16 protein-coding genes are annotated in these 20,341 nt (G+C 45.6%); 8 read left to right on the plus strand and 8 right to left on the minus strand.

Annotated features, from left to right (window positions below; translation table 11 throughout):
* Nucleotides 1-347: 347 nt before the first annotated feature.
* On the minus strand, nt 348-1,754 hold the full coding sequence (gene dacB / locus ACOMHB_RS21130; protein WP_422135078.1) for a D-alanyl-D-alanine carboxypeptidase/D-alanyl-D-alanine endopeptidase: 1,407 nt from the start codon (nt 1,752-1,754) through the stop codon (nt 348-350).
* 447 nt (nt 1,755-2,201) lie between these two features.
* On the opposite strand from dacB, the gene ACOMHB_RS21135 reads away from it, so the two are divergent.
* The gene (locus ACOMHB_RS21135; RefSeq protein WP_448218082.1) at nt 2,202-4,580 is read left to right on the plus strand and encodes a Lon protease family protein; all 2,379 of its coding nucleotides are present in this window, start codon (nt 2,202-2,204) and stop codon (nt 4,578-4,580) included.
* A gap of 214 nt (nt 4,581-4,794) precedes the next feature.
* Entirely contained in the window at nt 4,795-6,459 is a 1,665-nt protein-coding gene (locus ACOMHB_RS21140) for a hypothetical protein (protein WP_448218083.1), read from the plus strand.
* 267 nt (nt 6,460-6,726) lie between these two features.
* On the opposite strand, the gene ACOMHB_RS21145 is transcribed toward ACOMHB_RS21140, so the two are convergent.
* Nucleotides 6,727-8,291, minus strand: a protein-coding gene (locus ACOMHB_RS21145) for an IS3 family transposase (RefSeq protein WP_448215008.1) whose coding sequence is annotated in 2 segments (ribosomal slippage) — nt 6,727-7,838 and nt 7,838-8,291 — 1,566 coding nt in all. Because the reading frame shifts where the segments join, the coding sequence is not laid out codon by codon here.
* A gap of 108 nt (nt 8,292-8,399) precedes the next feature.
* Between ACOMHB_RS21145 and ACOMHB_RS21150 the strand changes: the two genes are divergently transcribed.
* Nucleotides 8,400-9,038, plus strand: a complete 639-nt coding sequence (locus tag ACOMHB_RS21150) for a histidine phosphatase family protein (RefSeq protein ID WP_422138762.1) — start codon at nt 8,400-8,402, stop codon at nt 9,036-9,038.
* Nucleotides 9,039-9,078: 40 nt separating this feature from the next.
* On the opposite strand, the gene ACOMHB_RS21155 is transcribed toward ACOMHB_RS21150, so the two are convergent.
* Together ACOMHB_RS21155 and ACOMHB_RS21160 are read right to left on the minus strand one after the other, a co-directional pair.
* Nucleotides 9,079-9,192 carry a DM13 domain-containing protein gene (locus ACOMHB_RS21155; protein ID WP_448218084.1) on the minus strand — a complete coding sequence of 38 codons (114 nt, stop codon included), beginning with the start codon at nt 9,190-9,192 and terminating at the stop codon, nt 9,079-9,081.
* Between the two features lie 5 nt (nt 9,193-9,197).
* Complete coding sequence (locus ACOMHB_RS21160) at nt 9,198-9,698, minus strand: cupin domain-containing protein (protein WP_448218085.1); 501 nt, start codon at nt 9,696-9,698, stop codon at nt 9,198-9,200.
* Nucleotides 9,699-10,086: 388 nt separating this feature from the next.
* Between ACOMHB_RS21160 and ACOMHB_RS21165 the strand changes: the two genes are divergently transcribed.
* Complete coding sequence (locus tag ACOMHB_RS21165; protein WP_448218086.1) at nt 10,087-10,695, plus strand: hypothetical protein; 609 nt, start codon at nt 10,087-10,089, stop codon at nt 10,693-10,695.
* Nucleotides 10,696-10,876: 181 nt separating this feature from the next.
* Here ACOMHB_RS21165 and ACOMHB_RS21170 read toward each other — a convergent pair whose 3' ends face one another.
* The 3 genes from ACOMHB_RS21170 to ACOMHB_RS21180 form a co-directional block, all read right to left on the minus strand.
* Nucleotides 10,877-12,202, minus strand: coding sequence for a WD40 repeat domain-containing protein (locus ACOMHB_RS21170; protein ID WP_448218087.1), 1,326 nt, complete (start codon nt 12,200-12,202; stop codon nt 10,877-10,879).
* A gap of 171 nt (nt 12,203-12,373) precedes the next feature.
* Nucleotides 12,374-13,684, minus strand: coding sequence for a WD40 repeat domain-containing protein (locus ACOMHB_RS21175; RefSeq protein WP_448218088.1), 1,311 nt, complete (start codon nt 13,682-13,684; stop codon nt 12,374-12,376).
* 159 nt (nt 13,685-13,843) lie between these two features.
* A complete protein-coding gene (locus ACOMHB_RS21180; protein ID WP_448218596.1) occupies nt 13,844-15,124 on the minus strand; it encodes an IS4 family transposase in 1,281 nt (426 codons plus the stop codon).
* A gap of 376 nt (nt 15,125-15,500) precedes the next feature.
* Between ACOMHB_RS21180 and ACOMHB_RS21185 the strand changes: the two genes are divergently transcribed.
* Together ACOMHB_RS21185 and ACOMHB_RS21190 are read left to right on the plus strand one after the other, a co-directional pair.
* Nucleotides 15,501-16,322 (plus strand): HpcH/HpaI aldolase family protein, encoded by an 822-nt coding sequence (locus ACOMHB_RS21185; RefSeq protein ID WP_448218089.1) that lies wholly within the window; start codon nt 15,501-15,503, stop codon nt 16,320-16,322.
* On the plus strand, nt 16,309-17,613 hold the full coding sequence (locus tag ACOMHB_RS21190) for an FAD-dependent oxidoreductase (protein ID WP_448218090.1): 1,305 nt from the start codon (nt 16,309-16,311) through the stop codon (nt 17,611-17,613). Before ACOMHB_RS21185 ends, ACOMHB_RS21190 begins: the two co-directional genes overlap by 14 nt.
* 80 nt (nt 17,614-17,693) lie before the next feature.
* Here ACOMHB_RS21190 and amrS read toward each other — a convergent pair whose 3' ends face one another.
* Nucleotides 17,694-18,788 carry an AmmeMemoRadiSam system radical SAM enzyme gene (gene amrS, locus ACOMHB_RS21195; protein WP_448218091.1) on the minus strand — a complete coding sequence of 365 codons (1,095 nt, stop codon included), beginning with the start codon at nt 18,786-18,788 and terminating at the stop codon, nt 17,694-17,696.
* A gap of 63 nt (nt 18,789-18,851) precedes the next feature.
* On the opposite strand from amrS, the gene amrB reads away from it, so the two are divergent.
* Nucleotides 18,852-19,631, plus strand: coding sequence for an AmmeMemoRadiSam system protein B (gene amrB, locus ACOMHB_RS21200; RefSeq protein ID WP_422138769.1), 780 nt, complete (start codon nt 18,852-18,854; stop codon nt 19,629-19,631).
* A gap of 63 nt (nt 19,632-19,694) precedes the next feature.
* Complete coding sequence (gene amrA / locus ACOMHB_RS21205) at nt 19,695-20,282, plus strand: AmmeMemoRadiSam system protein A (RefSeq protein WP_448218092.1); 588 nt, start codon at nt 19,695-19,697, stop codon at nt 20,280-20,282.
* Nucleotides 20,283-20,341 lie beyond the last annotated feature (59 nt).

Below are 20,341 nucleotides of genomic sequence, written 5' to 3' on the forward strand. Positions count from 1 at the left end.
TGTTCAGCGAGGCCGCTATCTTACCGCGACCGTTTTTGTTGTCAAGTGCTTGTTTTCTAAGTCACTTTTCAACTTACCAAGACCGCATTCGTTCACTCAGTGAGGGTTGCGTTTCCGTCTCAGCGGCGGCGCATTCTACGCTGTTCGATCCGATTGTCAATCACCGTTTTAAACGTTGTTGCAATGGATCGTTGCGTGCCCGTTAAGAGCCATGCACCATTCAGTGGAGGCGGATTATAATTGCGGGATCGAAGATAGCAACAACGGCAAACACCTACCGCAGACAACAATGACTCACTCATGGATAATGGAAGCCACTTCGAAAGGGGGGGGGGGAAAAGCATGATTCAGACCTTTCCTTCCTTGGACAAAGCTTTTAGAAATGAACGACGGAAAACTCTGATGTCTTTGCGAAAAGCTTTCATTTGTTCACGACTGGCTGGTAGAGGAGGCATCAGACCATTAAGGATCACAGCAAACACCAGGGGCTTTCCATCGGGCTGGAATACATAGCCAGCCACACTGCTGACGCCACTCATATAACCGGTTTTGAACCACATTTCCTTACGATCACGAGCGCTCAGCCAGGGACTTTTTTCCCCCCATCGTGACCAACCAAACATCAGCACATCAACCAGGGTCGACGCACTGATAAAGTTGTATCGGGAAAGCCCGGAACCGTCTACCAACCTGCTGGTTCGAAAACCAACGCCTTTGCCTCCCAGAACTTCCCGCGCTGTTTCAATACCTGAGGCATAAGATCCCGGCTTGCCAGAGGTTTCGTAACCTACTGTTTTCAGAATGCTGTCAGAGTACAGGTTGTCAGAATTCTTTAACACCGGTTTGAGTAGCTGCGGTAAAAACTCGGATCTATGTTCTGCCAGAACAAAAGGCAAATCCATCCCGGGACGACCCACAATGACTCTGCCTTTTAATTCGACACCCTTTTTTTGCAGCCGATCTTTCACATACCGCTTAACCGTTCTCTCTACATTGTTCACAGAAAAAGCGAGGCGAACAGGCGATGATTTGGGGCTGATACAGCCCTGTAGACGGTACTCCTTATCCCTTGAGGGGCGAACTTCAAGACGGCAATTTTCTTCAGAATGGGTGCGTACCTGATTATCAATGGCCAGAAACCAGTCTGGCTGATCGTATTGGATGGACGTTCTGGAACCTTCTTTTTTGCCTGGTTTCAGCCAGCCGTAGAAACAGTTCCGGTCCAGAATCATGGCGGCTGCCGGTGCTGCAAAACAGATGTTCAGATCATCCCAGCTGACGCCACCAGCGCGGTCATAGCCTGTAAAGACAGCTCCATCCAGCCAGAGGTCTCCATGAATAGATTTGACCCCCCGCTTTTTCAGCTGGCCAACAAGCTCATCCAGATGTTTCCGTCTCAAAGAAGGATCACCACTGAACACAAGAGCTACGGGCCCATTAACAATACCTTTTCGGATAGGTCGGTCGCGGGTTACGAGCTGGGTAGTGTATTGAAATTTATCGCCCAGAACCTCATAAGCCAGTGTGGCCGTCACTACTTTCAGAACGCTGGCAGGCACCAGATTGTGATGAGCCCCCTGTTCAAAAACAACCCGGCCACTGGCAGGGTCTTTGACCTGAATGGAGTGAACACTACCCGGTGGTAACCCCCCTACCAGTTTCTGCAACTCTTTAACCAGCTGCGGTGAAGCCTGAGCACTGTGAAATGAAAAAATAAAAAAAACTGTTAGCAGGCATGACAGAAATCTCAACATGATGACCTCAATTTCCTGGCAACCTCAGAGGACCTTCGCAAAGATGCATACACAAACGATATAAAACTTACGTACTACATTTTGTTCTGAAGCAATCCCACACTTTTACTCAATGTCACTTCAACGATCGACACTGGACATCTCATCATTTAAGTTAACGCTATTACTCAGAAAATTAGAAGCAAGTTCTTGTAACAAATAACCGTTAAAAAAGCCGCTTTTATCCTCCAACCTCAATTGGCAACAGAATTCATGACAGTTAGATAAAAAAAGCATTATGCTATCCGTACGGGTTATCCAAAGAGACTGATGACCTGGCAGCCTACCGGCTAATGGTTTTTCCGGCAGGTTAAGAATCCATCAAAGCAGAGCGGCTTATGATTGATCCTATGGTGCTCTGCGACGTAGAAATGACCCAGAGAACTCATTAGTTAACGGCAGGCCTTAGTGAAAAAGCTTAAACTTTCAACCAGTCAACTCATTGCGAAACAGCCGGTCAAAGAACTTGGGTTCAAGTCCACCGACGATCTTGAGAAATATGCGGGTATCCTCGGCCAGGAAAGAGCAACCAGTGCCATTCAATTCGGCGTAGCCATGCACCGAACGGGCTACAACATCTATGTGATGGGAGAGTCCGGTACAGGCAGGATGTCCTATCTGAGAAAATATCTGGAATCTGAAGCCAAGCGCCAGACGCCACCTGACGACTGGGTTTATATCAATAACTTCGACAACCCTCGTGAACCAAAGATTTTGATGCTTCCGGCGGGAGCGGGCGAGCCTTTGCAGAAAGATTTTGATCAGTTTGTTGACAGTCTCATGCTGACCTTTCCGGCAGCGTTTGAAAACCCGACCTATCAACAAAAGAAAAGTGTTATCGAGCGCGATTTCAACCGAAGCTATGACCACGCCATTGATCAGATTGAACAGGAAGCCCTGAAACGGAACATTGCCTTGTTTCGCGAAGCGGGTTCCCTGAGCTTTACCCCTATGCATGAGGGTAAGGCGATGGACGAAACCGAATTTGCCCAGCTCCCGGATAAAAAACGGTCCAAATTCAATAAAGACATCAGTGAACTGGAGTCGATACTGAATGACTCGCTGGTTGAACTTCCTCAATGGAAACGGGAATCCAACGAGAAGCTACAGAAGCTAAATCAGGAAACCATTGATCAGGCCCTGGAGCCTCTGCTCAAGCCATTGAAAAAGGATTACAACAATGAGAAGTCGGTACTGGAATATCTGGAGGCGGTTAAGAATCACCTCCACCGCACCGTTATTGATATTCTTGCTGATGACCGCAATATGGAGTCCAAGGATGACTCAACCAAACGACAATCACTGGTTGAACTCTATGCACCTAACCTGCTGATTGGCCACTCTGCCAGCGGTGCTGCACCCGTCGTGTATGAGTCTCACCCCAACTACAAAAACCTGTTTGGTCGTATTGAATACGCCAGCGAGATGGGTGCCCTGGTGACCAATTACCGACAGATTTGCCCTGGTTCTCTGCATAAAGCCAATGGTGGCTACTTGTTGCTGGACGCAAACAAGTTGCTGGAAGAACCTTTTGTCTGGGAAGCGCTGAAGAGAGCCCTGAAACAGAAAGAGCTGACCATCGAATCTCCATACTCAGAAATGGGACTACTCAACACCATTACCCTGAATCCGGAGTCCATCCCTCTCAACGTCAAGATCATACTTGTCGGTTCCAGAGATATTTATTATCTGCTGCAACAGCTTGATCCGGATTTCCATGAAATTTTCAGAGTTCTGGTCGATTTTGATGACCGGATTAAACGAGACAGGGAATCGGTATACGCTTTTGCCCAACTGTTAAAAAACCGGGCAGATGATGAAAACTACCCGGCCCTGACGGCTGCGGCCGTTGCCCGTCTCGTTGAACACAGCTCGAGAATGGCTGAACACCAGGGTGAGATGTCTGCCAAAATCGGCGATCTGTTCGACCTGCTGGCAGAAGCAGACTTCATTCGTCGTATGAGCCGCAGCCGCAAGATCAACAACGAACATATTGACCGGGCCCTGACCGCCAAGTCTGAGCGCACCGGACGTGTCAGCCAGCAGATTCTCGACGAGATGATTGAAGGCAGTATCCTGATCGATACCGAAGGAGAAAAGATCGGTAAGATCAATGGGCTCACTGTCATGTCTATCGGGGATACCAGCTTTGGTTCTGCAGCCAGAATTACGGCAGCCGTCTACCCGGGATCCCAGGGGATTGTCGATATTGAACGGGAAGTCTCTCTGGGTCAGGCCATTCACTCAAAGGGGGTTATGATCCTGACTGGCTATCTGGGCAGCAAATACGCCCAGAAATTCCCTCTGGCTATCTCAGCCAGTCTGACCATGGAGCAATCCTACGGTTATATTGATGGTGACAGTGCCACCCTGGCTGAACTTTGCTGCCTGGTGTCCGCTCTGACCAATACGCCTATCAAACAGGGTTTTGCCGTCACCGGCTCCATGAACCAGCATGGGGAAGTTCAGGCAATTGGCGGTGTTAATGAAAAGATTGAGGGCTTCTTTGATCTTTGTAACGCCCGTGGCCTGACAGGTGAGCAGGGCGTCATTATCCCTGCCACCAACCTCCGAAACCTGATGCTCCACCAGAAAGTGGTCGATGCTGTAAAAGCAGGCAATTTCAGTGTTTATGCAGTCAACCATGCTGACGAAGCCATGGAGCTTCTGACCGGTTGCAAGCCTGGCACACTGAACAGTCGTGGTCAGTACACAAAAGACTCCATCAATTACAAAGTTCTGGAGCGCCTGAAAGAAATTTCTGAACTCTCCAAGGAAGGCAGCTGACACCAATCGCGCTTGACCGACTGTAGCCGGTCAAGCGCGTTGACGGGGTGTCTGTTTTTTTAACCGAGCTTACATCCCCGTCTTCAAAGTACGGGGTTTTACGCTTATTCGATAATCATCGTGCCTTATCTTCCAACTTGCGCATAATTTGAATGGATAGGTTTATTTACTGCGTCTAGGCTTCTCTTCTAAAATTTTTTTGGGAGTCCAGAACATGATAAGTCAGCAGCGTTTTTTGACCCGGTTCATCGCCCCGGTATTCCTGTTACAAACTCTGATTCAACAACTCGAAGCGTCGACTCAATCTTCAACGACCCCCTCTTCTCAGTCCCTTCCGACAGTATCTTGCGACTCTCTGCTTGACCCCAGGACGCATTCAAAGCATTCGACGGTGGTTCAGCAACGGCTAAGAATGGATTCAGAACTTGTTAACAAGCGACAGTGTATAATTCTCAGCACCAATCCTGCAGAAAATTTAAATGAGTTGATAGAACGGATACCTGAGAACACTGTTATACTGCTCTCCTCCGAAGTGGTCATGCCAACAACACCCTCTCCATCGGTTAGCTCTTTACATACAACAACGCCTGCGCCTGTTGTAACTCCGGGTGAGTACTTTGTTAACAGTGCAATACGTTTGAAAAACGGTCAGGACATTATTGGAGCAGCCGAAAATGGTTTTGAGATCATGATCAAAGATCGGCCAGGATATGAAGACAAATATGTGGTCAGGATCGGAACCACTGACAACTTCCAGGCTGATGAAACAAAAAACAGCAATATAAAACACGTTAATTTTCAGCCAGACCGAGAGAATAACCACCCCTCAATTGACTCCATTGTTTTTGCAGAGTGCTATAACCGGAAACTGATTTTAGAAGGGAACATTTTCCATCTTCCCATCCGTGCCGCAGTTGTCCTTGACTGCAGAAAATCTCTGGATGCGTCTGCCAATGGTGAGATCCGGGGTCCGGGCTTGCAGTTCTCTGTCAACCTGATCACAGGTGAAAAATACAACACGATTAACAACCACTATTTCCCACATTTAATTCCGGATCATGGGATATTTATTAATCTTCCCGAGATCAGGAACCAGTCAGAGCAATTAGTTGTCAAGTCGAACAGTTTCACTGGCAATATGGCAGAGGCAGGTGAGTTTAGAATAGCTCCTGGAAGCAGCATGGATATTATCAGCAACGAAGTCAACATTTCCAATGCCGGCTTCACTCGTCGCGACCCCGCTCGCAAAGGTGGTTTTGTTCTTACCGGAGATATCGAAGGTTCCGAAATAATCGAAGCGGGACTTCCACGTTTTTACATGATTGAAAATCATATCAGTGTAACATGGACAGCTATAACCATTTGGGGAGGGCTTGAACTGAACCTGATTTGTAACCACCTGCAAGCAGTCAATCCATGGTGGCAACCCCTGAAACCATTCAGCCTGAAAGCGGTTCACAAATCACTGGAAGATCTTAGCGAACAAAAACTGGCAGAACATAAAGTACGTGAACTGTGCGAAAGACCTCTGAGTTCCAGCATTCTCATGTCAACCCCCACACCTCATACAAACAACCCGATGGTGAATACCTGGACTGCTACCAACGGTTCCTCTGCCTGCAGAGGACTGTTCAACCTTGAAGGCGAGCTATTCTTTGACACCGAAATCTGCCAGCCAGTCGCCCCACCCTATGATTCCGGAGCAAGCTCAAACCCCGGTACAAAAATAGCCCAGGATAAAAGCGCACTCAATAGTTCATCTGCGAGAGCCACTGCTGTTATCTTTGCTTTCAATGCTACTGCTATCTTTGTTTTGGATGCTGTTATTATCGTTACTTTGGATTTTGCGGTCTGTCTGACCGGAATCTTGGCTCTGTAACCTGAATTCAATCGTCTCTGCGATTTCAGAGCAGGGGCGATGGAGTCTGGACTGCGTCAGTATAGAAAACAGCAAGCTACTTATACCTATTCTTTAGTGCACCACGCCCAAACCCGACAAGTGGCATTTCTCTATCCATGTGCGCTTTCGTCATAAAACCGTAATATATGTGGCTTACTCTGCGTTGATTAACACTGTTTTAGAGAGGCGTTGATTCGATACATTACCTCCGGAGTTTTTCAAGATAGTTGTCCCGAAAACTGAATTTTAGGCTGCCTTTTTCTCGTTAATTCTTGCTTCAGACAACCGCTCAGGATTCAGTGCAACCGCACCTACAGGCTCCCAGTTTCTGATAACTCCTGACCAGCGCGTTGGATTAGCTTCTCGCGCTTTGGTATACACCTGTTTCCGGTGATTCAGGATTTCCTGATCTCTTTTCTCATGCCGTTGCGCAGGTGTCACAAAGCGGATTGAGCTATGGCGGTGTTCATTGTTATAAAAGCGCTCAAACTTCAGCATCCACTGTCGACTGTGTTCTAACGTCAGAAAACCTTGAGATGGCCACTGAGGACAGTACTTCACCGTTTTAAAGATCGATTCTGCAAATGCGTTATCATTACTCACCCTTGGGCGACTATGAGAGGGAATAATGCCCAATTCCTCAAGCTTGGCCTTAAAGGTACTCGACGTCATTGGAGCCCCATTGTCTGAGTGCAGTACAAGCGGTGTTTTAGTGCATTTTTCAGCCACCATTGTCCGGTTAATCAGTTCACTGGCTAACTCACCAGACTCACGGCTATGAATCTCCCAACCAACAATCTTACGACTGTAAACGTCCAGTATCAGGTAGAGGTACCAGAACTGGCCGCGTACCCTGGAAGGTATGTAACTGATGTCCCAACACCAGACCTGGTTAGGGCCAGTAGCAACATAGGTTGTCGGCTTGTTGCTTTTCGATCGCTTTCTTGAACGACCGCGGTGGTGCAACTGACCATACTTTTTCAACACACGGTAAAAGCTAGATTCAGAAGCAACGTATACTCCCTTGTCTGCAAGGGCTGGCACGATCTGCGATGGTGGCAGGCTCGCATACTCATCTTCATTACTGATAGTCAGAATACGTTGCTCCTCTTCCTCAGTCAGTTTGTTAGAGGGTACCGGGCGCAAGGCATCCGGGCGTTTGTCCGTTAACACTGCACCATTGTCATCGCGCCAGCGATTCAGTGTTTTCAGGGATATTTCCAATTGTTCAGCAGCCTTCCAGCGAGAAGCGCCGTTTGCTATAGCCTCATCAAACCATGTCAGCAGTTGGCGGCGCTTATCGACAGGTGTCAGTTGTCCTCGCTGTCTATCCCGTAGAAGGCATCGAGCTTTTTTGATAGCACCAGCAGGGCTGCAGCTTCTGCCAACGCCTTGTCTTTACGGCGAAGCTCTTTTTCAAGGCTCTGATTGCGCTTACGCTCTTGTTTTAATTGCTTGCTTTCCTGGTCTGCACGCTGAGAAGCCTGAACAGCACCTGAAATACAAGCGTGCTTCCACTCCTTGACTTGTTGAGGATAAAGCCCTTTTTTACGGCAGTATTCACTTAACTCTGTTTCTGACAAAGCAGCGGTTTCGACGACCACGGCAAACTTGCTTTCAGCAGACCATTGTTCTGATTTTTGTTCGTTCCCTGGCACAGGTAATCCTTTGTCCCGTAGTTTTTTACGCCAATTATACAGGGTTTGTTCGCTGATACCTTCCTCTCTGGCAACATCCGGCACAGAGCGATTGTGTGGTGGTAACAGTTTTTTCAAAACAGCTGATTTACGTTCCTCTGAAAAACGAGGCATATTCAACGTCCATCGCCCACTGTCTAGCTTTTATTGGTTAATCAGTGAGCGGGACAACTATCCTGACACAGCGGGCCTCTCTCAAAGAATTGTCGCAAAACACCTTATATGCTTAAAAAGACATTGATTGCCCTGGCTGGTCTGACCGTTTCAGCGTCAGCAGCCTGGTCCTTTCTGCAGCCTGAGCCCACGGTTAGCCTGGCTGAAAATGATAAAAGACTGTTTGATCTACAGGTTCACTGGGTTCAAGGTAATGTCGTTGCACTGGTCAGACACGCTGAACGCTGTGATCGCTCTGACAACCTGTGTCTTGATGGGGAAACCGGTATCACCGTTCCCGGCAAGGCAGAGGCTATTGCCGTCGGGCAGAAATTTAATCACTTACCCGAGCAAACAACCATCGTCTACAACAGCCCTGTCAAACGAACCCACCAGACTGCTGACCTGATGTTTGGTGAGGAAGCGACCATTACTCAAAACTGGCTTCGTGAAGGCTGTAAAGAGAACCTTTATAGCGATATTTTCAAATACAAGGAAGAAGGCAAAAACCTGATTCTGGTGACCCATAGCACCTGTATCGACAAGTTAGGTGAAGCCCAGAACGATGATCTCGTGGTCATGGACATACACGACAAGTCTACATACAACGCAACCATCTTCCTTGCGGTCAATAAAGAAGAAAAAAATGCCCACACCCTGGGTTATCTTTTTGCCAATGAATGGGACGAGGCATTTAACGAAAGTTAAGGCATGAATTCTGCCGGACTTCAACAAGTCCGGCGCCATTCTATCGATATCTGGCCGCAGTGATAAACTCGCCAAAGGTCTCACACCAAACGACAACAGTATTGTATGAATTGATATTGATATTCGAGGGGACAGTTACAATAAATTTTTTCATAGCTTTTACCGTGTCAATCGCTCAATCAGAACAGCATGCTCAGGGAAGCTATTCAACAGCTGCTCAGCTGAAGGCATTTCAAAGTCCGCAAAGTCAAAGCCCGGAGCAACGGTACAACCAGAAAGAACGTACGAAGAAGGATCACTTACCTCTACCGCAAAAAAACAGCCTGCAGGTACCATAAACTGTGGAACTTCGCCATCCAGAATGGTGCGTCCGAGCCTTGCAGTGGAATAGCTTCCTTCCGGACCAATAATATGGATAATCAATGATGCACCGTCATAGAAATGCCAGACTTCATCTTGCTGAATTCGATGAAACGCGGAAAAATCCTTACCCTCCAACAAATAATAAATAGCCGTCGAAAAGTTTCGTTCTCCTGAAAACCGATCCGGCAGACTACCATGGGCTAATACTTCATCAGAGCGATAAGTTTCCCGAAAAAAGCCGCCTTCCGGATGAGGCTCAAGCGACAGCGCTTCAATCCAGCCGTTCGCATCCTTCAATGTATGCACCTCCCTTTGATGGAAAGCTTTATAGTGAGTCAACCAGAACAATTCGTAAAGTCAAAGCGCTTTCACTTTTCAGAGGCTGCGCCGCACGACTGCATGGATGCAGGAGCTAGAGCAACGCAGGAGCAGTTGCCGACGACTGCATGGATGCAGGAGCTAGAGCAACACAGGAGCAGTTGCCGCGTAGGGCAGTCTATTCCCGGTCAGCCTCCTGAAACACCAGGCAGAGGCTTAGTTAAAGACAGAATTTGAATTAATCAGGGAAAGTTTAACTGCGCTCACCCCCCTTGCTGCAAGCGCTATGTTTTCCAACAGCCTGCAAAAATAATAAAAAAGTGCTAGGTTTCAGGGGTAGTTTTCGAAGTCACTAAACCTGAATCACATGAAAAATCACAGAGCAACTTTAATATGTCGAATTATTTTTATTATTTCTGTTTTTTATTCATATAATGCCAATGCATCACTCAACAGTGCGGTCAATAGCTTAATCTCCCTTATTGACGAGATAAGATTAAAACAACATCAATTAAATCAGTCAGACACACCTATTTCTTCTGATTTAGAGTTAAATAACAATATTGCATTAATGAGGATATATCACGCATCATTACTTGCCAGACAGAAGCCAGGCACAGCGTCTTCAAAAGACATCTTTATAGAAGAAACAAAAAAACAAATTTTTCGCCCCCTCCCTGATGCTTATGCTCAATTTATCATGCAAGTTTTAACTGGGCTAATGTCGTCTGGTGAAGGGGGGAGTTACTTTACATTTCATGGGCATAAAGAAAAATATTGTATTCCGCAATCTGAACTTTTTTGTGAAATAGACAGGTTCAATGACGAAGAAATCTCCGAAAAAACGAAAGAACACTTATCAAAAATTTACGAATCATTAAAAAATGATCAGGTTTTTTTAACAACATGCACTAATTTTGATTTAGAAAGTGAGTATAAAACAACTATTGAATTAATAAGTACAGCATTACATTAACATTTAAAATTCAACAAAATATAAGTATCACCTCTAGGGCGGATTCAAGAGAGAAGAAAAAACCATCATGTTACTGAATAGGTTAATCTGATAAATGAGAGCCACTGATTTTGACAGTTGTTAATGAAATACAACTCAGCCACCAGCTGGCTCTCATATCATTTTTACGATCGAGCCGTCGTTACTTACAGTGGCCGAAAATAGTGCACATTGAGTATTCAGTAGTCAAGTTGGATGATTTAGGTGTTGTTGATTTATTTACCAGGTTAACTTCATCTTGATCAACTTCGTCTTCATTGTCTTCGGCCGGATCAATTTCGTACAACCAGATTTTTCCATCAACTCCGGCGACCGCCAATAATTCACCATCAGGACTGAAGCTGGCGCTATTGACAGTAGATTTTGGTTCATTAATAGAATGTGCCAGAGACCAACCCGATTTATTTTTCGAAAAAATCTTAATATTTTCAGAGGCTTTACGGTTAGTTCCACCGACTGCCAGCAAAGATCCGTCATTATTGAATGTCATACTGGTTACGTAATCAACGCCACTGTATACAGAACTCTGATTGAAAAAACTGTTGCCAAAGCAGGGTAAGTATTTATCCGACACCATAAAGGGATTGGCGCGCTTCTCTTGAACCAGCTGATCCAGATCTTCTTTTTTACAAGCTCTATCATCCAGAAACTTGATTTCACTACCACTGGATGAGAATGCCATCATAGAACCGTCTGGACTCGAAGCGAAACCTTGATGATAACGTCTACGTCTTTCCAACTTGGAAGATTTCACAACTTCACTGGAAGAAAATGAATCTTTTGAATGAAAAACCTTTATATCAAATAAGCTCTTGACCGCCAGTGTATTATTGTCGGAAATAAACCTTATATCAACTGGTCGAATATTATTAATTGTACCTAAGTGCAGAAAATCACTCTTTAAACTGAACACGTTAATATCTCTTTCGTCTCCAACTGCAAATAAAGTTCCGTCGGGACTGAAAGCAAAAGATGGATAGAGGTAGTTATTATCACCAAGTTCATGCACATGCTTGAGTATAAAACCCTTATGGACATCATAAAATCTGATAGCCTTATCGTTCGTCGATACCGCCAACAGCGAACCATCGGGGCTAAACACGGCTTTGACTTTACGTACAGTTTCATCAGATGGAAGACGAATAAACAAAGGAACTAATATATCCATCTGTAGTAGTTGTACATGGGCGGAATTGACACTATGATCATGTTTGCACGATACTCCAGCTGCCAGCAAGGAAGCGTCATGATTCCATGAAGTTGAGTGCACCTTACACTTGGAGCTTTGTTCCTCAAAGGGACTCCTGAGCTCAACGGGAGGAATCGCGTTCATTTCAAGGGCCAATTCAATATCCACTTTTTTTGGTGATTCCTGCGCTGGAGTGTCAGCATTAAGTCCGGTAATAGCGACGCAGGACAGTCCAGCCAGCACTGAACAGTTAATCATTTTTTTCCAATAAGCCTTCATAAATAAGTTTCTCCATTCAGTTTTGATACAAAAGTCCATTTAATTAGGATTGCTTAATTATTTGACCAAGAAACTACAGCTAAGTTCCTTCATTTTCCGAATAATTTTTGCAAGAAACACCATCCAGCCACCAGCTGGATGGTGTTTTCATTTTTCACGATCGAGCCGTTGTTAATGACAGCGCCCGAAAATAGTGCACATTGAGTATTCAGTAACTAAGTTGGATGGTTCAGGTGTTGTGGATTTATTGACCAGGTTAACTTCTTCTTGGTTAACTTCGTCCGAATTGTCTTCGACCGGATTAATTTCGTATAACCAGATTTTTCCCTCAACACCGGCTACCGCCATCAACTCACCGTCAGGACTGAAGCTGACGCTATTAACTGTTGATTTTGGATCTTTGATAGAATGTTCTATGGACCACCCATATCCCTGTTTCGATAAAACACTAACATATCCAGAGCCATCATTAATGTCGCTTCCACCTACGACCAAAAGAGACCCATCATTATTGAATGCCATACTGGTTGTGAAACTAGTATCCAGGTAGACAATATCCTGATTGAACATACTGTTGCCGGAACAGGGTGAATATTCTTCAGATATCATAGGAGTGAAAGACGTTTGATACGGATCTCCTGGTTGACAAGTTCTATTATCTATAAACCTGATTCCACCGAAAGCAGTTGGGGTTGCCAATAAATAACCATCTGGGCTCGAAGCGAAACCTCGATAAAACCTTCGTTTTTTCATTTTGGAAGTTTTCACAACTTCACTGGTTGCAAATTCATCGTTTGAATGAAAAGTTTTTATCTCAGAGAAAGTCTTGACAGCCAGTATGTTTTTATCGGAAGTAAACATCATTTCAACTGGCTCAATGTCATTAATCGTACCTGTGTGCAGAAAATCACCCTTCAAACTGTACACTTTTACATCATGACTGCCTGCAACCGCAAATAATGAACCGTCGGAGTTGAAAGAAAAAGGTGGATTCGGGCGAAAATTATCATCAAGCTCATGCACATGCTTGAGTATAAAACCTTTATGGGCATCATAAAATCTGATGACCTTCTCGTTCGTCGATACCGCCAACAATGAACCATCGGGGCTAAACACGGCATTGACTTTATCAAAATTTTCACCAGATGGAATACGAATATATAAACGAATCAATGTATCCTTCTGTAATAGTTGTACATGAGCGGTATTCGAAATATGCTGATGTTTGCACGATACTCCAGCTGCCAGCCAGGAAGCGTCATGATTCCATGAAGTTGAGTGCACCTTACACTTGGAGCTCTGACCATCATAGGGATTCACGAACTCAACGGGAGGATTCGCGTTCATTTCAAGAGCCAATTCAATATCCACTTTTTTTGGTGGTTCCTGCGCAGACGTGTCAGCATTAAGTCCGGTAATAGCGACGCAGGACAGTCCAGCCAGCACTGAACAGTTAATCATTTTTCTCCAATAAGCCTTCATAATAAGTTTCTCCATTTCGTTTTAATAAAAAAATCCATTTAATCAGGATTTCTAAATTATTTGACCAAGAAACCACAGGTAAGTTCCTTCATTTTCCGAATAATTTTTATTAGAAATTCAAGAATATTGACCATGTAATACGTTTTCTTAAGGTAGACATTAAGCCCCACCCACAGCACAAAGACCTAATCTTGTACGCCCTGAACAACCATCTCGTGCAGGGTGTTCACGTTTCGCATTATCTGCCCAGAAGTTGAGCAGCTTCCTTGTATGTGAGAGCAGAGACTTTCCTGCATTCATAAGGGATAAAATGACATTACCAAACAGTCGGGTTCCACTTTTCATCGCCTTATGCGTCGAGATTTCTTCAATGGCTCCACTTTCATAGAGGTTCGCCTGTGCAGCATGGGCAAGATACCTTTTCAACGTCACAACCACGAAGGACATCAGAATCAGGCTAAACACCAGTGTCGCTGATTTAGTGTTAAAACGATGCCACCCTGAATAGGACTTGATCTCTTTGAAGATAAGCTCTATTTGCCATCGTAGACGATAGGCCTGAAGTACTTCATTCAGGGTGAACTCAACCCGGTTAAGGTTGCTTACAACGAATACCCATTTCAGTTTCCTGTCATTCCAGCGGACAACCAAACGATATGGCCAGGCTTTGAATCCTGGCCATTCTACATCCAGGTCGAGGCATTGATCTTTAGGGAAGCCAGACAACACTTCCTTAAGTTTTTTCCCTTTGTAGCGATTCAGATTTTTGCCATCCTCCCGTACTGCGCTGAGTATCGTCGGGTTGATACTCTGAGGTGCCTTGCAGATAAAAGAACCTTCCCGATCATCAATGGCAGCAAAGCGTTCCAACTCAAAATAACCGGCATCGATCAGCATCAGGATATTAGCCATGGAGGTTGGCAGTGGTGGCAGACAGTCTCTTTCTGAACGGGTATCTTCAGTGAGCTGCACGCGCACCAGATTGTTGGTAAGAAGATCCATTGTCGTATGAAGTTCTACAGCAGCAGGACTGACCGTTGAGAACCTGCCGGGAAATGTTTCCTTTAGGGCATTGTAGACAGCCTGCGATGAGCCGTCATGAATCAGAATGTGCTCGAACTCTGAAAATGGACTGTCCTCATCAAACGCCATGACTTTGCGGGTAAAGACTTCCAGACACTGCACCCATAGCCAGAGGACAAGAGCAGGCATCGCGTCTTTTTTAGCTTGATTTGCCCAGGAACGATAGGAGACATTCAGCCCCGTCAACTCATTAAATTTACGGTGGAGATCGGCTTGAGTATCGCAGTTTCCATCACCAGCAAGGGCATCAATCAGTGAAAGGATAAAGTCCAAGGGGCGGATATCTCGCTGTCGTATAGTAAAACCAAGCTGTTCCGCCATACTGAGAAGTTCAGACCGGTCGAAACACGTCAGCAGTTTTTTTGAACTAGTCTACTATTTGCGATACTCATCTTGTTCAGCCTTGATACTTTTCGCGAAGCTTTATTTTGGCTGTTCAAGGTGAGTTCTGCCGCTGGAAATGAAGCTTTTTTGAGCTTAATGTCTACCCTAAGAATACGTTTTAACAGGAATTAAAAATCCAGAAGGATTACAACCGATTGCTTACAGTACTTACAGGCCATTTTGGCTCATGGTTTCGTGACAGGACAGTGATTGACGCATCCCTGCCAACAACGAATCAAGATGGAATCAGAAATCGGGATTCAGGGCCTGAAATCGCGAATTTGGAAAATTCTGTCAATGCTGCCTAGAATTTCAGGGTGTCTGAATACACTGAATACAGGAGTCTCTGATGCGCAAAAATCTAACGTTATTGAGCTTAAGACAGGGTAAATTTGCCATCGGAACCTGGCTACAAATGAACAGTTTTCATGCAGCCCGGTTGCTCGCTGCCCAAGGCTTCTTCCACTGGCTGCTGCTTGACTTGGAACACACTCCCTACGACTATCCCACCGCTGCCATTATCATGTCGACCATTTCTGATATCAGTGACGGGCGTATTACCCCTCTTGTCAGAGTACCGGTTGGCTCCATTGAACATATTAAAAGCGCTCTGGATTGTGGTGCACAGGGCATTATCGTGCCAATGATAAATACCGCTGATGACGTTAAACGAGCAGTCGCCTATGCCCGCTTTCCTCCTGATGGCGAAAGAGGTGGAGGTGGCTTGGCCCCACACCTGGGTTTTGGCGTCAATCGCCCACAATATCTGAGTGCAGCCAACCAGGAGATTCTTGTCGGAATCCAGATAGAAACGAAAGAATCCATAGATAACCTCGACGAAATATTAGATGTGCCTGGTGTAGACCTTTTTTTCATCGGTCCAAATGACTTACACATGTCCCTTGGATTACCCGCCAGGTTCTGGAGTGATGAGCCCACTTTTGTCAGTGCTACCGAGAAAGTCATCAAGGGTTGTAAGAAACGCAATATCCCGGTGGGAACGTTATGCCGTGAAGCATCCCAGGTCAAAGAACGGATGCAGGATGGGTTGACATTTCTGGGCATGGGCAGTGATGCCCATTTCATGTTAACGTTTGCCGGTCAACAATATGGCCAGCTAAATAACCTGGAAGAACCAGCGGAGACCTGGTGTAACAGTGTTAACCTTTGAGCCTGACCCCATGCTTACCTGTCGCACGCTACATGCTCCTGACAAACAGGATGTTGTCATAATCGGTGCTGGTCCCGTTGGACTATTGGCGGCAAAATTTTTGGGTGAGTTGGGTTTTTTTGTACATGTACTGGAAAAGCATATCAACACCGAAACGACTAACAATTGCAGAACCATCAATTTGTCAATTTCACCAAGAGGTCTCAAAGCACTGAGAGCAGCAGGGCTGGAAACGGAATTCAAAGATATTGCGTTACCGATGGACAGTCGAGCCACTCATCGGAAAGGCAGACCCATAAGTTTGACAAAATACGGAAAAAATTCCTGGTTCAACTATTCAGTAGAAAGAAGTCGATTGCATAAATTATTATTAAAATCAGCCAAAGAGACTCGCAATGTATCAATATGTTTAAATAGTGAGTGCATCAATATTGATAATTCACAAAAAAAGAATAAAGTGACTTATATTCAGGCTGGCAGGAAAAATACCCTTGAAGCTGATGCCGTCATCGGTGCAGATGGTGCAAAATCCATAACTCGTAGTTTGATGGCAAAAAGAAACTCTTTTAAATACCAATTTTCATTAATAGATTCTACTTATAAAGAAATCACCATCAAAGAAAAAAACAATTCCTGGGCCATTGATCCAGGCGCCATCCACATTTGGCCTCGCAAAGACTTCTTTATGATTGCGCTTCCCAATTTAAACCACTCTTTCAGAGCTAATTTATTTCTACCCTCAATGGGGAAAATCAGTTTTTCATCCCTCGATTCAGCCAAAAAGATTGAAGATTTTTTAAAAGCACAGTTTCCTGACATTTACCCATTCATCAAAGAATCCGGGAGCGAGTTATTGGAGAAACAGCAAGGGTATGTGTTTAAAGCAGAGTGTGACCGTTATGTTTTTAGAAATAACATTTTATTGATCGGTGATGCTGCACATGCCATCGTTCCTTTTATGGGCCAAGGAGTTAATCTTGGCTTTGAAGACTGCCAATTCTTATTTGATACTCTGAAAAAATACCGCAATAACCTCGATCATACATTTCAAAAGTTTAACGATGACCGACAGCCTGAAGGATTTGCTGCCAGTGTACTCTCGGAACGTAACTACCAAGAGCTGACTGACACAAGAACCTCCCCATTTAACCTGACCGTAAAAGCAGTCATACCAATTCTCAGAAGGCTGTTTCCATCACTGATCCCCCCGCCAGCCATTACCATGATTAATTTCTTCGATCTCTCATATAGCGAAGTGTTAAAAAAAATCAACCAACGTCGTTTCTTTTAGCGACTATTTCTGAGAAGCCCGTCCGCACGGTATGACTGCTAAAACAGGGGAAGATCACAAACTACTGTCTTAAAAAGAGTTCAGGACTTCATTCTCACAGGAATTCTTTTGCTTCCCCAGTCTCCGGGCAGCTCTTCAAAAACACCTGCCAGCTTTTCACCACAGCGATGGCAGCAACCCGACTTCAGGTTCCAGACCCCCATCTGATACCAATCTCGCTCAATCAACAATTGCCCGCAGTTATGACACCAGGTACTCCCCCCCTGACTGTCGTGTACATTGCCGGTATAGGCATAACGAATGCCTTTTTTGATTGCGATATTTCTTGCTCTGGTAAGGGTATCAGCGGGTGTGCGGGTGTGCTCCATCATTTTCCAGTCAGGATGAAATGCGGTGAAATGTACAGGCACATCAACCCCCAGATGTTCAACGATCCATTCACACATACTGTTAAGCTCATGATCAGAATCATTCTCCCCGGGAATCAGCAGAGTGGTTATTTCAAACCACACCTTTGTCTCATGCTTTAGATACCTCAGAGTTTCCAGCACGGGCTGCAAAGACCCGCCACAAATCATTTTATAGAAAGACTCAGTGAATGCTTTCAGGTCAATATTGGCCGCATCCATACATTGAAAGAAGGCTTCTCTGGGGGCTTCGCAGATATAACCGGCACTGACGGCGACAGAGCGAATGCCCTGCTCACGAGCGGCAAGCGCAACATCTCTGGCATACTCCAGAAAAATAACCGGGTCATTGTAGGTAAACGCCAGACTTCTGCAGCCCGTTGCCAACGCAGCCTGAGCCAGCTGCAAGGGCATGGCCTGATCAGCCAGAGTATCCATTTCCCTGGACTTGCTCATATCCCAGTTCTGGCAGAACTTGCAGGCAAGATTGCAACCTGCTGTGCCAAATGACAACACCGGAGTGCCAGGTAAAAAGTGGTTCAGTGGCTTCTTTTCTATGGGGTCGATGCAAAAACCGCTGGAGCGTCCGTAACTGGTCAACACAATCTGATCCTGATGCCGGGCTCTGACAAAGCAAAGGCCCTGCTGGCCTTCTCTTAACTTGCAGGCTCTGGGGCAAACATCACACTGAATTCGACCATCTTCGAGACTGTGCCAGTACTCAGTGGGAAAATAGTCAGGTGGAGATTGACGAATTCCATTCATCATCACAGTGCCTCGCTCGGTTCGCTGACTATAATTATAGGGCCGTTCATCCGGGGGGTAAGCTCAATGAATATTCGACAACCCGCTGTGTCTGGTGTTTTCTATCCCGACCAGCCAGAACTGCTGAAAACCGTTGTCAATAATCTGATGTCCGAAGCCACTGAGAGAGAACTGTCGCCTAAAGTCCTGATCGTACCTCATGCCGGATACGTCTACTCCGGAGCTGTTGCCGCATCCGGCTACAAACAGTTGAAGACCTACCGCAGCAAGATTAAAAGAGTGGTATTGCTGGGTCCTTCTCATCAGGTTGCGTTTGAAGGGATAGCCCTTCCGGACTGTGAAGCCTACTCAACCCCCATGGGAGATATTCCGCTGGATACCGATACAATCAAAAGTCTGAGTCGGTTCAATCAGGTACATACTCTGGATGCAGCTCATGCCAATGAGCACAGTCTGGAAGTCCAGTGCCCCTTTCTGCAGAGCACCCTGGACAATTTCAAGCTTATTCCCCTGGTTGTGGGTGATGCCTCACCCTTCGCCGTTGCCGAGGTTATAGACTTTCTCTGGGGCGGCGATGAAACCCTGATTGTCATCAGCTCAGACCTCAGTCACTATCTCAGCTACGAAGAAGCCAACCAGCGTGACAGTCTGACGACCAAAGCCATAGAACAAATGAGCGGATGCCTGACCGGAGGACAGGCCTGTGGCAGCTATCCTCTCAATGGTATGCTGAAAATAGCCCAGCGCAGGGGCATGGAAGTCGTGACTCTGGATGTCCGCAACTCCGGCGATACGGCCGGTGATAAAAAACGGGTCGTCGGATATGGAGCCTATGTTATCCAGTAAAAATTACTCGAGTCGATATTACCAGCTGTACACCTGTTTACTGCTCAAAAGACTGGCCATGGCATGAAAGGATCAACCCGGATGGATCTGAATCTCACAGAACTGGATAAAAAAAACCTGTTACGTCTGGCCAGACACACCATTGCTAAAATCTGTGTTGACGGTGAACCCCCCAAACTTGATTTAACTGAGTTTCCAACAACATTGCAGGCCCATCTTGCTTCATTTGTGACGCTTCAAAAGTTTGGCGAACTCAGAGGCTGTATCGGCACACTGATTCCTCAAAAACCCCTGATAGAAGACATCGCACACAATGCTTTCGCCAGTGCGTTCAGGGATCAGCGTTTCTTTCCTGTAACCGAAGATGAACTGGCCGATCTGCGTATTGAAATATCTATCCTGACGCCCATGACGGCTATGAAAATTGAGACTGAAGAAGATCTACTGGCGCAGTTACGCCCGGGAATTGATGGCCTGTTGATCCAGGGGGATCATCACAAGGCCACTTTCCTTCCCCAGGTATGGGAACAACTGACCGAACCTGATCAGTTTCTCCTTCACCTCAAACACAAAGCCGGACTTCAACCTCATGAGTGGCCCGCAGATATGAAGTGTTTTTCTTATCAATGTCTCAAATTCAAGGAAGATTAAATCAATAAAAAGAGGATCATAATCACCTGAGTAAAGCGAAAATATTGAGGCCATTCCTG

The sequence above is a fragment of the Endozoicomonas sp. 2B-B genome (assembly GCF_053470045.1).

Coding starts and splice junctions, on each gene's coding strand:
- dacB (WP_422135078.1), bottom strand. CDS start 1,754: ATGTTGAGATTTCTGTCATGCCTGCTAACAGTTTTTTTTATTTTTTCA.
- ACOMHB_RS21170 (WP_448218087.1), bottom strand. CDS start 12,202: ATGAAGGCTTATTGGAAAAAAATGATTAACTGTTCAGTGCTGGCTGGA.
- amrB (WP_422138769.1), top strand. CDS start 18,852: ATGAATATTCGACAACCCGCTGTGTCTGGTGTTTTCTATCCCGACCAG.
- ACOMHB_RS21185 (WP_448218089.1), top strand. CDS start 15,501: ATGCGCAAAAATCTAACGTTATTGAGCTTAAGACAGGGTAAATTTGCC.
- ACOMHB_RS21175 (WP_448218088.1), bottom strand. CDS start 13,684: ATGAAGGCTTATTGGAGAAAAATGATTAACTGTTCAGTGCTGGCTGGA.
- ACOMHB_RS21165 (WP_448218086.1), top strand. CDS start 10,087: ATGAAAAATCACAGAGCAACTTTAATATGTCGAATTATTTTTATTATT.
- ACOMHB_RS21150 (WP_422138762.1), top strand. CDS start 8,400: ATGCTTAAAAAGACATTGATTGCCCTGGCTGGTCTGACCGTTTCAGCG.
- ACOMHB_RS21140 (WP_448218083.1), top strand. CDS start 4,795: ATGATAAGTCAGCAGCGTTTTTTGACCCGGTTCATCGCCCCGGTATTC.
- ACOMHB_RS21155 (WP_448218084.1), bottom strand. CDS start 9,192: ATGAAAAAATTTATTGTAACTGTCCCCTCGAATATCAATATCAATTCA.
- amrA (WP_448218092.1), top strand. CDS start 19,695: ATGAAAGGATCAACCCGGATGGATCTGAATCTCACAGAACTGGATAAA.
- amrS (WP_448218091.1), bottom strand. CDS start 18,788: ATGATGAATGGAATTCGTCAATCTCCACCTGACTATTTTCCCACTGAG.